Source organism: Tenacibaculum holothuriorum (assembly GCF_002120225.1).
GTDB lineage: Bacteria > Bacteroidota > Bacteroidia > Flavobacteriales > Flavobacteriaceae > Polaribacter > Polaribacter holothuriorum.
The window spans coordinates 183,232-195,232 of the sequence record NZ_LAPZ01000002.1; the positions used below are offsets into that span (position 1 = coordinate 183,232).

Sequence of the window (12,001 nt, forward strand, 5' to 3'; positions counted from 1 at the left end):
CTACTAGCACAAGTCAATTTTCATATTTAGATATAACCATTTGGTTGAAATCTCTTCAGACCTTCCATTTACCAATTTATCGTAATCAATTCCCCAATCAAATAAATTTACTTGTCCTTGTAACACTAATGAATTGGTCATAACATCATAAGTATTTCGAATCCCGGTAGCAAAAAACTTTACCTCTCTCTCTATTCCTTTTACTGTCATTTTTCCATTTATTTGATACCAATCTATTCCCATAGTATAAACATTGGTAGATTTAAAAATGATTTTTTCATCGTTATTTCCAATAAATACTCCTGGAGTTTTAATTCTTGAAGTTAATTCTACTTTATCTCCTCTACACGCCTTGAATGAATTCGGATCTACTTCAAAAGAAATACTTATATCTTCTAAAGGATTTCCCATATCAGATCGTACAGGAATATTCACATCTAAATTATCCACAACACCAGCAAAAGGAGTACTGCAATGTCCGTGAGTTACAAACATGTTAATCATTTTGTTCGTTTTGCTTACCATTTCTTCTTTTACTTCTTTCTTAAAAGATGTAGATGTTCTAGTTATATAACCACTTAGTAAAGCACCAGTCGCAATAATTCCTATTACAAAAATTCCTTTTTTAATTGTATTCATAATCTCGATTTTAATATTTCCATCTAAATTAATTTGACTTGTTTTTAAAAGTGTCAATGAAATGTAAAAAAAGTGTAAAACCTATAACATCACTTCTTTTAGTCTACCTTTGCAAAAAAAAGAATCAATGCAGTTTTCTGAATTACAATTACACCAAACCATATTAAAAGCTCTTACAGAAAGTAGACATCACACAGCTACTGAAGTACAACAACAAGTAATCCCTATTGTGTTGAACAAAAAAGATGTAATTGTAACCGCACAAACCGGAACTGGTAAAACCGCTGCATTTGCGCTACCTATAATTCAGAGTTTATTAAAAGAACAGGATACGGCAAAAGGTGGCAAAAAAATTAAAGCCTTAGTAATAAGCCCTACTCGAGAATTAGCAATTCAAATTCATGAAAGTTTTAAGCTCTACGGAAAATACACCAATCTCCGTAGCACTGCTATTTTTGGAGGAATGTCATTGCAACCACAAAAAGATGTATTAAACAAAGGAGTTGATGTTTTAATAGCTACTCCTGGTAGATTTATCGATCTTCATAAGCAAGGAGATATTGATTTACGCCAGCTAAAAGCATTAGTTTTAGACGAAGCCGATTTAATGCTCGATATGGGTTTTATAGAAGATGTAAAACGTATTGAAGAATTATGTCCTCGTAAAAAACAAACCTTATTGTTTTCTGCTACCATGCCAGATAAAATTAATGTGTTAGCAAAAAACATGCTTACTAATCCTGAGAAAATTTCAATTGCGCCATCAGGAAGTACTTCAAAAAATATTGGCCAGCTACTGTACTATGTTCCTAAGAGAAACAAAACTGACTTATGTTTACACTTATTACGAAATGAGATTCATGGTAAAATCATCATTTTTAGACGCACAAAATTTGGTGTTGATAAACTAGAACAGACCTTACTTAAAAACGGATACAAAGTTACCAGTATTCATGGTGATAAAACTCAAGCTATTCGCAATAAAGCTATTGAAGATTTTAAGGAGAAAAAGGCAACTATTTTAATTGCAACCGATGTTGCTGCACGTGGAATTGACATTAGTAAAGTAGATGCTGTTATTAATTTTGATTTACCTAACATACCCGAAACTTACATTCATAGAATTGGTAGAACTGGTAGGGCAGGAAAATCGGGGATTGCATTTTCATTATGTAGTAAAGATGAACTGAGCTATATAAAAACAATTCAAGAAACTTTAAAAAGAGAGATTAAAGTTATTGAAGACCATCCATTTCCTTTAGCTAAACCCAAACCTAAAAAACAACCCAATACGGTTAGTAAACATAAGAAAAGTAGGAAATCTGTCAACTCTAAAAAAAAGAAAAAGCGTTGGTACTAAACTTACTAAATAACCTATTCTAATAGAACCATAAGAAAATATTATTATGAAATTTTCTTTCAAATCAATTATTAATCGTAATATTGCAATATAGAAATAAAAGAAATGGGATTAACTAAATCTGAAATATTCACAACAGAACAAAACAACATTGCAACCATAGCAAAAGTATTGGGCCATCCTGCACGTATAGCTATTGTACAGCATTTGTTTAAAATTAACTCTTGTGTTTGTGGCGACTTAGTAGAAGTAATTGGTTTAGCACAACCTACCATTTCTCAACATTTAAAAGAATTAAAAAAGTTAAATATTATTCAAGGAACTATTGAAGGAACTAGTGTTTGTTACTGTATCAATACTGAAAAATGGAACGAAATTAAATCTCTTTTAACTCAGTTTCTTGATTTAGACATTGCAGCTAAAACTAACAATTGCTGTTAAAAAAATTTAAACACATTAATCGCAATATTACAATAAATAAATTATCATTATGAAATTATCAGAAATAAAAAAGCATTTATCAAATTTAGAAACCATCGCATTTCAATTACCAAATGGTGAATTAGTACCAAGACATTTTCATGTAACTGAAGTTGGAAAAATAACTAAACATTTTATTGATTGCGGAGGAACAGTAAGACACGACGAAGTAGTAAATTTTCAATTATGGGATGCTGATGATTATGATCACAGACTACACCCTGAAAAATTAATTCACATTATTGAATTATCTGAAAAAACATTAAATATTCCTGATTTAGAAATTGAAGTAGAATTTCAAGGTAGTACTATAGAAAAATACACCTTAGATTTTGACGGAACAAACTTTTTGTTAACCACAAAACACACCGATTGTTTAGCGAAAGACAACTGCGGAATTCCTCAAGAAAAGCCAAAAGTAAAATTATCAGAGTTACAGCTACAAACTGCTTGTGCTCCTAATTCAGGATGCTGTTAAAACTATATCAATGGAAACATTAAAAACAACACTATTTTCTGAAATATCAGAAACTATTTCTGGATTATCTTCAAAAGTAAGCGAAGAAAGAAAAGAAACATTACAACCTTTAATTGATTACATCCAAGAAAAAGTAGATGCGAAACAAGCGATTAATCTAAACTTTATTTGTACTCACAATTCAAGAAGAAGTCATTTATCACAAGTTTGGGCACAAGCCATGGCACATTACACGAATGCTCCTCAAGTGAATTGTTATTCTGGCGGAACAGAAACAACCGCAATGCATCCAAATGCAGTAAAAGCCCTATCAAAAAATGGATTTAAAATTCAACAGTTATCACAAGGAGAGAATCCTGTTTATGCTGTAAAATATGCTAAAAACAGCATGCCAATCATTGGGTTTTCTAAAAAATTTGATAATGATTTTAACCCAACTTCAGGTTTTTGTACAATCATGACTTGTTCTCAAGCAGATGAAGGTTGTCCTTTTATAGCTGGTGCAGAAAAAAGAGTTCCAATAACTTTTGAAGACCCTAAGGTGTATGACAATACGCCTTTACAAGAAGAAAAGTATTTAGAAAGAAGCTTGCAAATTGCTTCTGAAATGTTGTATGTATTTTCTTCGATTACCTAATTACCCCTTAAACTTAACTGGTAAGTGTACTACTTTTTTGGTTTCAAAGAAATCTTCATCAAAAAAGTCAGATAAATTATAAATGGTGGCTTTCGGAAACTTAGCAAGTTCTTCTGTTAAGTCACCTCCTTTTAAGTATAAAATTCCATTTTTAAGTTCGTGATTTTGCTTTTTTTGCACCTTATCTTTAATCCAACGATGAAAAGTTTCCATTTGTGCCACTGCTCTACTTACAATAAAATCGTACGTTTCTTTTACCTCTTCAACACGACCGTGAGTAGTTTTTACATTCTCTAAACCTAAACCTTCTACAACTTCATTTACCACTTTAATTTTCTTTCCGATAGAATCTACCAAATGAAAATTCGTTTCAGGAAATAATATTGCTAACGGAATACCAGGAAAACCACCTCCTGTACCAACATCCATAACCTTAGTCCCTGGTTCAAACTCCATAATCTTAGCTATTCCTAAAGAATGTAGTACGTGACGCATGTACAGTTCATCAATATCTTTACGAGATACCACATTAATTTTTAAGTTCCAATCTTCATACAATTCCTGAAGTTTAGAAAAATGTGCTATTTGTTGTTCTGTAAGATTATCAAAGTATTTATGTAAGATTTCCATGGGTACAAATTTCGGTGCAAAAATAGCAAACTAAATTGGTATTCGTTATTTATTAAACAAAAGATACTTCTGTCATTAAAAAGTAACTTTTTAGCAATAACTATGTACTAAAAACGTTTATTTTTGCGATTCAAACAAACAACAACAAATAATAACGAACATAAATTTTATTATTTAAAAGATAGATAATGAAATGGTTAAGGTTTATGTGAGTTACTGAATGATTTGAAATTTCTTTGAGCATTCAGAAAATTTAAAATTTTAAAACAGATGAAGACTGTTAATTTTTCAAGAATAGATAAAGCTAAATTCTTTAGAACGCTGAATAAGCGAGTTAACAATTATTTTAAAGAGAACGACATTAAAAGAACTGGTAACTGGAAGTTATACACCAAAGCCATTATTATGTTCGGAATTTTTATTGTTCCATTTATACTAATCCTTACTGTTGATATGTCTCAGTGGATTAAACTTTTACTAGCAGTAGTGATGGGTGTAGGTATGGCTGGAGTTGGTATGAATGTAATGCACGATGCTAACCACGAATCTTTTTCAAAAAGAAAATGGGTTAATAAATTAATGGGAAGCAGCATTTATATTTTAGCGGGAAACGTATATAACTGGAAGGTACAACACAATGTTTTACACCACACCTATACAAACATTCCAGATCATGATGAAGATATTGATGCTGGTAGAGTTATCCGTTTTTCTAAGCATGCAAAATGGTTATGGATTCATAAGTTTCAAAAATACTATTCAGTATTTTTATATGGTTTATTAACTATAAACTGGGCAATTACTACCGATTTTAAACAAATGCGTAGTTATTTAAAGCGTAAATTATCGTACGGCGAATTTCCAAATCCTGCTACTGAATGGACTAAATTGGTTATTTCTAAAATAGCTTACTATGCTTTATGGATTGTGTTACCAATTGCTGTTTTAGATATTGCTTGGTGGAAAGTATTAATCGGTTTCTTTGTAATGCACTATACAGCAGGTATTATTTTAAGTGTAATTTTTCAATTAGCACATATTGTACCTAAAACTGAAATGCCTACGCCAGATGAAAATGGAAACATGAAAAACACATGGGCGATTCATCAATTATATACAACCGCAAATTTTGCACCTAAAAACTGGTTAATTAATTTTTATACTGGTGGATTAAATCATCAAGTAGAACACCATATTTTCCCTCATATTTCTCATGTTCATTATAAGAAACTAGCAGAAATTGTAAAACAAACTGCTTTGGAGTTTAACTTACCTTATCACGAATATAAAACAACAAGAAGAGCTATCATAGAGCACTTTAAACATTTAGCTGAATTGGGAAAACAACCACAAATAGCATAATTAAAACACAATACAACAACACACAAAATGTCACAACATTTATCAGACAGAATTAACAGTTTGCCTGTATCTCAAACTTTAGCAATGGCCGCTAAAGCAAGGGAATTAAAAGCTTTAGGAAAAGATATTATTAGCTTAAGTTTAGGAGAACCAGATTTTAACACTCCCGATTTTATTAAAGACGCAGCTATTGAAGCTATCAACCAAGATTATAATTCATATACTCCTGTTGACGGTTATGCTGAATTAAAAGAAGCTATTTGCGAGAAGTTTAAGAGAGATAATAATCTAACTTACAAACCTAGTCAAGTAGTCGTTTCTACAGGGGCTAAACAATCTATAGCCAATGTAGCGCAAGTTTTATTAAATCCTGGAGACGAAGTTTTATTACCAGCACCATACTGGGTAAGTTACTCAGCAATAGCAATGCTTTGTGAAGCTAAATTTGTAGAAATTCCATCTTCGATTGATACAGATTTTAAAATCACTCCAGAGCAATTAGAAGCTGCTATTACTCCAAAAACTAAAATGGTATTCTTTAATTCGCCAAATAACCCAAGTGGTTCTATTTACAGTGAAGAAGAATACAGAGCATTAGCTAAAGTATTAGAAAAATATCCTGATATTTTTGTACTATCAGATGAAATTTATGAGCATATAAACTACGGAACCAAACCTTTTAGTTTTGCTGCAATCGAAAGTATGTACGACAGAACAATCACTGTAAACGGATTAGCAAAAGCGTTTGCTATGACAGGTTGGAGAATTGGTTTTATCGGAGCTCCAGAGTGGATTGCCAAAGCGTGTACAAAAATGCAAGGGCAAATTACTTCTGGAACTAATTGTATCGCACAACGTGCAGCAATTACAGCAGTAAAGGCATCTCCTGAAAAAGTGCAATATATGGTTGATGAATTTAAAAACCGTAGAGATTTAGTATTACAACTTTTAGGTGAAATAGATGGTTTTAAATTGAATGTTCCTGAAGGTGCGTTTTATATCTTCCCTGATATTTCTGCTTTCTTCGGAAAAACAATTCAAGGAAAAAAGATTGAAAATGCTAACGATTTTTCTATGCTTTTATTAGAAGAAGCTAATGTAGCTACCGTAACTGGTGAAGCATTTGGTGCACCAAATTGCATACGCTTATCATATGCTGCTTCTGAATTACAATTACGTGAGGCTGTTAAAAGAATAAAAAAGGTTTTAAGCTAAACAACTTCTACATATAACTTATAAAATCTCATGACATTAGTTATGAGATTTTTTTATTTATACAACTAGTAGTACTAAGATGATTGCAAACATTGAAACTTTTAAAGCAATGGCAGTTTCACTATAAAATTTCGCGCTATCATTTTTTAATTTATTTTTAATTCTAGACAATGATTCAGATTTCATTGAACGAATGTTTCTTTTAATTTCTTGTTTGTAAACGGAGGATAAAATTCCTCTTTCTAATACTAAGTTATTTACTGATGATTTCATGGTTGTTGATTTAAATGATTTACATCTATTCGACGTACACCATAAAAAAATGTTACATACTTTTTTGCACGTAACATTTTGTAAAACATCAATTATTTTTCAAAAAACTCAGTAAAATTGGTTTACGTAAATCGATAAAAAATGTATAAACCGAGTTCTAATTTTAACATTTTTTAACAAAAAAACTCTAAAAAGGCACTTTAAAAAGTTTCTTTAACTGCTTCTTTTTCAACCTTCTTAGATACAATACTTTTTTATCATAATCTATAAATGCCTTTCCACTTTCTAAAACATCGGCACCAATAATTCCATGAACCTCGTCAGCATTATGCTGCGTTAAAGCGGTGTTTACATGCGACAGATCGAATAAAACTACATTAAATTGCTTATTCTTCCACTTTCCTATTTTTAGTGAATTGTTTTCAGATTTGTGAGTTTCCATATCAACAGCACCTGCGCCAGCAGCTTTTACATCACTTTCTTCTGATGTCATGTTGAAATGTTCTTTCAAATCTAACCCAATACAAGAATTAGAAGCGCCTGTATCTAAAATAAATCGACCTTTCACACCATTTAATTCTGCAGTTAACTCTAAGTGATTGGTAACTATTTTTTTTAGTTTAATTTTTACGTACTTCTTTTTTCGTAATACTTTTTTCAAACTTGCCATTTCTTGTACTTTTGCTCCCGCAAAGATACGTATATAATGATTACAGATACACATACACACTTATACTCAGAGCAATTTGATGAAGACAGAGATTTAATGATGCAACGTGCTAAAGATGCTGGGATATCGCGTTTTTTTATTCCTGCAATCGACAGTTCTTATACCGAAAGAATGTTAACTCTTGAACAAAATTACCCTAACGATGTGTACTTAATGATGGGCTTACACCCAACATCTGTAAAAGAGAATTACAAAGAAGAATTACAGCATGTTAAAGAGTGGATTGACAAACGTAATTTTTACGCTATTGGCGAAATAGGAATCGATTTGTATTGGGATAAATCCTTTCTACCTCAACAACAAGAAGCTTTTAGAACACAAATACAATGGGCTAAAGAAAAAAAACTTCCTATTGTGATTCATTGTAGAGAAGCTTTTGATGAAATTTTTGAAGTATTAGAAACTGAAAAAGGAAATGATTTATTCGGGATTTTTCACTGTTTCACTGGAACGTTAGAGCAAGCAAAAAAAGCCATATCATATAATATGAAATTAGGTATTGGTGGTGTTGCTACTTTTAAAAATGGAAAAATCGACAAATTCTTAAATGAAATAGATTTATCGCATATCGTTTTAGAAACAGATGCTCCTTACCTAGCTCCTACTCCATACAGAGGAAAACGCAACGAAAGTTCTTATATAACTAATGTGATAGACAAATTAGTAGACATTTATGGTTTAAGTTTCGAAGAAATTTCAGAAATTACAACTCAGAATTCTAAAGAAGTGTTTAAAATATAATTCACATCCTAATTTTATGAAAAAAGCAGTATTAACTTTATTTTTCTTATTGAATTGTATTCTAGGTTTTAGCCAAGATAAACAGTTCAATTTACAAGATTTTTACAAGTATAATTCAGAATTAGAACATAAGGTACATACTGTTTTTCAATCGTTAAATGATTCTGCAAGAGTTTCTCAAATGATTGTTACATCTGCTGGAGAACTAGGAAAAGACAACGCTACGGTTAAAAAATTAGTTCAACAAAATAAAGTCGGCGGAGTTATTTATTTAAAAGGAACTAAAAAAAGTCATAAAAGTCTTATTACTGATTTAAATAGTATTGCTTCAAAAAACAAACAACTCCCATTATTACATAGTATGGACGCTGAACCTGGTTTGTTAAAAGGACGAATTAAAGGATCGCAACCATTACCAAATGCTATTGATATTAAAAACAGTAAAGAATGTGATAGTGTTGTTAATATTATCAACAAAGAGCTTTTAAGCTTAGGTATTCGTCAAAATTTTGCTCCTGTTGTAGACATAAGCCCTAACAATGAAGCTATAAAAAGCAGAAGCTTTGGTAGCGACAAAAACAATGTAATAAAACTAAGTAAAGCCTTTATCAATAGCACACAAAAAGGTCAGATAATTGGTACTGCTAAACATTTTCCTGGTCATGGATTGGTTAAAGGCGATACGCACAAACAATCTGTTTATATAGATGGTGAGTTACAAGAATTAGACATTTATAAACCGTTAATAAATGCAGATGTTTTATCTATTATGATAGCGCATATTACTGTAAAGAACAACGATCAATACGCTACTAATGGTTTACCTGCAAGTTGTTCGAAAAATATTGTTACCAACCTATTAAAAGATAAATTAAACTTTAAAGGATTAATTATTACAGATGCCATGAATATTATGAAGGCAGTAACTTACTTAGAAGACGCTCCTTTAAAAGCTTCAAAAGCTGGTTGCGATATGATATTAATGCCTATTGATGAAGTTGATACTCAACACAAAATTTTAGCCGAAATGAATATCGATGCTGCGTATAAAGCCCAAGTATATCAATCGGTAAAAAAGATTATTCGTTTAAAAATTTGCTTAGGTTTACTGTAAATTGGATTTAGTTACTACATATTATAAAACTCCTATCGGAATTGCCAAAATTATTGGGAATGATAACGGAATTCAAGCAATTTCTGTGATAGATGATGCTTCGACTACGCTCAGCATCCCAAAAGAAATTCCGAATGTTTTACAAGATTGTGTACTTCAATTAGAAGAGTATTTTGATGGTAAACGAAAGAAATTTGATTTGAAACTAAATCCACAAGGAACCGATTTTCAGAAATCGGTTTGGAAAGAATTATTGAATATTCCTTTTAACAAAACACGAAGTTATTTACAGCAAACCAAAGCTCTAGGTGATGTAAAAGCGATTAGAGCGGTTGCTTCTGCCAATGGTAAAAATCCAATTTGGATTGTAATCCCATGTCATAGAGTCATCGGATCTGATGGTTCGTTAACTGGATACGCAGGTGGAGTTTGGAGAAAAAAGTGGTTATTAGAACACGAAAGTGGTACTAAACAACAGACATTATTTTAATTCAAATTTCGTTTTTCAATAAAAAATTTTTTCAACAAGAAACTACATTCTTCTTCCAAAATACCTGAAACAACTTTTGTTTTTGGGTGGATTCGAGTATTCAAAACACTAAAGCCTTGTTTTGGCTCACTTGCTCCATATACAATTTTTCCTATCTGCGCCCAATAACTAGCTCCTGCACACATTTGGCAAGGTTCTAGCGTAACATATAATGTACAATCTTTTAAATATTTTCCGCCTAAAAAATCGGCAGCAGCAGTAAAGGCTTGCATTTCTGCATGCGCAGTAACATCATTGAGCATTTCTGTTAAATTATGCGCCCTTGCAATTATTTGATCTTTATGAGTAATCACAGCTCCTACAGGAACTTCTCCTTTATCAAAAGCCAATTGTGCTTCTTGCAAAGCTTTTTTCATAAAGTACACATCGTCAAAAGGATTTATCATGATTTTTCTTTTCTCTTTTTAGTATAAATATCAGCAATCGTAGGTTGAGTTTTATCAGACGACAATAATTCAAACTGATCTCCTTTCTTCACATTTCCTGCCTGCAACACTTTAAAGTACACACCACTTTTTGTAGAGTTCCAAAATTGTTTAACCACTTTCATATCGTTAAATCGAACTCCCAACTTCATACAAGGTTGTCGTGGTTTGGTTACTTCTAAAATTGTTTCTCCAACTTTATAAGTATCACCTACATGAACCTCAGTTTCTTCAAGAGTAGACAAGGTGAGATTTTCTCCAAACATTCCGAACTCCCAATCTAAATCAGGGTATAATTGTTTAAAATAATCGTAATGTTTGATTGAATATGCATATACAGCTTGATCTACACCTCCATGATGTTCACGATTACAAATAACATCATTTTTAACTTCTTCAACATCTAAAAACAAAGGCTCATTAACAGGAAATTTAAAAATACCTGTAGTTACTATTTTTCCTTTCCAATTAATTTCTCTTTTTTCTCCTAGGTTAGTCGATTCAATATACATACGAAAGCTTTTTACAAAGTTAGCCAAATAAAAATAGCTATTTTTACCAAAAATTTGAGTTTGATTTCTATTACGACATCAGAAAATAAAAAAGTATACTTTGCTTCCGACCAGCATTTAGGAGCTCCTACACCTGAACAAAGTTTTCCTAGAGAACAAAAATTTGTTGCTTGGTTAAATGAAATAAAAAAAGACGCAGAAGCTATTTTTTTATTAGGTGATTTGTTCGATTTTTGGTTTGAGTACAAAACAGTAGTCCCTAAAGGATTTGTTCGTGTTTTAGGAAAGTTAGCCGAAATTAAAGATAGTGGTATTCCTATTTATTTTTTTGTAGGAAACCATGATTTATGGATGAATGATTATTTTGAAAAAGAACTAAATATCCCTGTATATCATAAACCCCAAGAGTTTTCTATTAACGGAAAGTTATTCTTGATTGGTCATGGTGATGGGTTGGGACCTCATGATAAAGGATACAAACGCATGAAAAAAGTCTTTACTTTTAAACCTTTTCAGTGGATGTTTCGCTGGTTACACCCAGACTTAGGAGTTCGATTAGGTCAATACATGTCGGTAAAAAACAAATTGATATCTGGTGATGAAGACGCAAAGTTTTTAGGTGAAGAGAATGAATGGTTAGTTCAATATTGCAAGCGAAAGCTAACAACTAAACATTACGATTATTTTATTTTTGGTCATAGACATTTACCAATGAATATTTCTCTAAATGATAAAAGTACTTACCTAAACATTGGAGATTGGATTAACTATTATACTTACGGAGTTTTTGAAAATCAAGAATTAAAACTAGAAGAATACAAATAAAAAAAGCACCTAAATTTAGGTGCTTTTTTC

General features: G+C 31.5%; 16 protein-coding genes. 10 read left to right on the forward strand and 6 right to left on the reverse strand.

Annotation, left to right across the window (positions count from 1 at the left end; all coding sequences use genetic code 11):
* Positions 1-3: 3 nt before the first annotated feature.
* Complete coding sequence (locus WH52_RS03680; RefSeq protein ID WP_143592041.1) at positions 4-639, reverse strand: YceI family protein; 636 nt, start codon at positions 637-639, stop codon at positions 4-6.
* 127 nt (positions 640-766) lie between these two features.
* On the opposite strand from WH52_RS03680, the gene WH52_RS03685 reads away from it, so the two are divergent.
* The 4 genes from WH52_RS03685 (at position 767) to WH52_RS03700 (ending at position 3,594) form a co-directional block, all read left to right on the forward strand.
* Positions 767-1,999 (forward strand): DEAD/DEAH box helicase, encoded by a 1,233-nt coding sequence (locus tag WH52_RS03685; RefSeq protein WP_086029583.1) that lies wholly within the window; start codon positions 767-769, stop codon positions 1,997-1,999.
* A gap of 105 nt (positions 2,000-2,104) precedes the next feature.
* Positions 2,105-2,440 carry an ArsR/SmtB family transcription factor gene (locus WH52_RS03690; RefSeq protein ID WP_086029584.1) on the forward strand — a complete coding sequence of 112 codons (336 nt, stop codon included), beginning with the start codon at positions 2,105-2,107 and terminating at the stop codon, positions 2,438-2,440.
* Positions 2,441-2,489: 49 nt separating this feature from the next.
* Complete coding sequence (locus tag WH52_RS03695) at positions 2,490-2,957, forward strand: DUF6428 family protein (protein WP_086029585.1); 468 nt, start codon at positions 2,490-2,492, stop codon at positions 2,955-2,957.
* A 10-nt stretch (positions 2,958-2,967) separates the two neighbouring features.
* Positions 2,968-3,594, forward strand: a complete 627-nt coding sequence (locus WH52_RS03700) for an arsenate reductase/protein-tyrosine-phosphatase family protein (RefSeq protein ID WP_086029586.1) — start codon at positions 2,968-2,970, stop codon at positions 3,592-3,594.
* Here the strand turns inward: WH52_RS03700 and rsmG are convergent, their stop codons facing one another.
* Positions 3,595-4,224, reverse strand: coding sequence for a 16S rRNA (guanine(527)-N(7))-methyltransferase RsmG (rsmG, locus tag WH52_RS03705; protein WP_086029587.1), 630 nt, complete (start codon positions 4,222-4,224; stop codon positions 3,595-3,597).
* A 270-nt stretch (positions 4,225-4,494) separates the two neighbouring features.
* Here rsmG and WH52_RS03710 point away from each other — a divergent pair, with 270 nt between their 5' ends.
* Positions 4,495-5,586 carry a fatty acid desaturase family protein gene (locus tag WH52_RS03710; protein WP_086029588.1) on the forward strand — a complete coding sequence of 364 codons (1,092 nt, stop codon included), beginning with the start codon at positions 4,495-4,497 and terminating at the stop codon, positions 5,584-5,586.
* 27 nt (positions 5,587-5,613) lie between these two features.
* Positions 5,614-6,801 carry a pyridoxal phosphate-dependent aminotransferase gene (locus WH52_RS03715; protein ID WP_198938369.1) on the forward strand — a complete coding sequence of 396 codons (1,188 nt, stop codon included), beginning with the start codon at positions 5,614-5,616 and terminating at the stop codon, positions 6,799-6,801.
* 57 nt (positions 6,802-6,858) lie between these two features.
* Here WH52_RS03715 and WH52_RS03720 read toward each other — a convergent pair whose 3' ends face one another.
* Together WH52_RS03720 and WH52_RS03725 are read right to left on the reverse strand one after the other, a co-directional pair.
* Complete coding sequence (locus WH52_RS03720; protein WP_086029589.1) at positions 6,859-7,074, reverse strand: hypothetical protein; 216 nt, start codon at positions 7,072-7,074, stop codon at positions 6,859-6,861.
* 187 nt (positions 7,075-7,261) lie between these two features.
* The gene (locus WH52_RS03725) at positions 7,262-7,744 is read right to left on the reverse strand and encodes a retropepsin-like aspartic protease (RefSeq protein ID WP_086029590.1); all 483 of its coding nucleotides are present in this window, start codon (positions 7,742-7,744) and stop codon (positions 7,262-7,264) included.
* A gap of 36 nt (positions 7,745-7,780) precedes the next feature.
* Here WH52_RS03725 and WH52_RS03730 point away from each other — a divergent pair, with 36 nt between their 5' ends.
* Genes WH52_RS03730 through WH52_RS03740 form a run of 3 tightly spaced genes read left to right on the forward strand, consistent with a single transcriptional unit; the run spans position 7,781 to position 10,149 of the window.
* Positions 7,781-8,545 (forward strand): TatD family hydrolase, encoded by a 765-nt coding sequence (locus WH52_RS03730; RefSeq protein ID WP_086029591.1) that lies wholly within the window; start codon positions 7,781-7,783, stop codon positions 8,543-8,545.
* Between the two features lie 16 nt (positions 8,546-8,561).
* On the forward strand, positions 8,562-9,659 hold the full coding sequence (locus WH52_RS03735; protein ID WP_086029592.1) for a glycoside hydrolase family 3 N-terminal domain-containing protein: 1,098 nt from the start codon (positions 8,562-8,564) through the stop codon (positions 9,657-9,659).
* Between the two features lies 1 nt (position 9,660).
* On the forward strand, positions 9,661-10,149 hold the full coding sequence (locus WH52_RS03740) for a methylated-DNA--[protein]-cysteine S-methyltransferase (protein WP_086029593.1): 489 nt from the start codon (positions 9,661-9,663) through the stop codon (positions 10,147-10,149).
* On the opposite strand, the gene WH52_RS03745 is transcribed toward WH52_RS03740, so the two are convergent.
* Both WH52_RS03745 and WH52_RS03750 read right to left on the reverse strand, forming a co-directional pair.
* Positions 10,146-10,595: a nucleoside deaminase gene (locus WH52_RS03745; protein ID WP_086029594.1), complete on the reverse strand. Its 450-nt coding sequence runs from the start codon at positions 10,593-10,595 to the stop codon at positions 10,146-10,148. The genes WH52_RS03740 and WH52_RS03745 overlap by 4 nt on opposite strands.
* On the reverse strand, positions 10,592-11,146 hold the full coding sequence (locus WH52_RS03750; protein ID WP_086029595.1) for an MOSC domain-containing protein: 555 nt from the start codon (positions 11,144-11,146) through the stop codon (positions 10,592-10,594). Before WH52_RS03750 ends, WH52_RS03745 begins: the two co-directional genes overlap by 4 nt.
* Before the next feature lie 60 nt (positions 11,147-11,206).
* Between WH52_RS03750 and WH52_RS03755 the strand changes: the two genes are divergently transcribed.
* The gene (locus WH52_RS03755; protein ID WP_086029596.1) at positions 11,207-11,971 is read left to right on the forward strand and encodes a UDP-2,3-diacylglucosamine diphosphatase; all 765 of its coding nucleotides are present in this window, start codon (positions 11,207-11,209) and stop codon (positions 11,969-11,971) included.
* Positions 11,972-12,001: the final 30 nt, after the last annotated feature.

Bases quoted from the DNA above. Each gene is read 5' to 3' on its own strand.
- WH52_RS03680 (WP_143592041.1), bottom strand. From the start codon at position 639: ATGAATACAATTAAAAAAGGAATTTTTGTAATAGGAATTATTGCGACT.
- WH52_RS03685 (WP_086029583.1), top strand. From the start codon at position 767: ATGCAGTTTTCTGAATTACAATTACACCAAACCATATTAAAAGCTCTT.
- WH52_RS03690 (WP_086029584.1), top strand. From the start codon at position 2,105: ATGGGATTAACTAAATCTGAAATATTCACAACAGAACAAAACAACATT.
- WH52_RS03695 (WP_086029585.1), top strand. From the start codon at position 2,490: ATGAAATTATCAGAAATAAAAAAGCATTTATCAAATTTAGAAACCATC.
- WH52_RS03700 (WP_086029586.1), top strand. From the start codon at position 2,968: ATGGAAACATTAAAAACAACACTATTTTCTGAAATATCAGAAACTATT.
- rsmG (WP_086029587.1), bottom strand. From the start codon at position 4,224: ATGGAAATCTTACATAAATACTTTGATAATCTTACAGAACAACAAATA.
- WH52_RS03710 (WP_086029588.1), top strand. From the start codon at position 4,495: ATGAAGACTGTTAATTTTTCAAGAATAGATAAAGCTAAATTCTTTAGA.
- WH52_RS03715 (WP_198938369.1), top strand. From the start codon at position 5,614: ATGTCACAACATTTATCAGACAGAATTAACAGTTTGCCTGTATCTCAA.
- WH52_RS03720 (WP_086029589.1), bottom strand. From the start codon at position 7,074: ATGAAATCATCAGTAAATAACTTAGTATTAGAAAGAGGAATTTTATCC.
- WH52_RS03725 (WP_086029590.1), bottom strand. From the start codon at position 7,744: ATGGCAAGTTTGAAAAAAGTATTACGAAAAAAGAAGTACGTAAAAATT.
- WH52_RS03730 (WP_086029591.1), top strand. From the start codon at position 7,781: ATGATTACAGATACACATACACACTTATACTCAGAGCAATTTGATGAA.
- WH52_RS03735 (WP_086029592.1), top strand. From the start codon at position 8,562: ATGAAAAAAGCAGTATTAACTTTATTTTTCTTATTGAATTGTATTCTA.
- WH52_RS03745 (WP_086029594.1), bottom strand. From the start codon at position 10,595: ATGATAAATCCTTTTGACGATGTGTACTTTATGAAAAAAGCTTTGCAA.
- WH52_RS03750 (WP_086029595.1), bottom strand. From the start codon at position 11,146: ATGTATATTGAATCGACTAACCTAGGAGAAAAAAGAGAAATTAATTGG.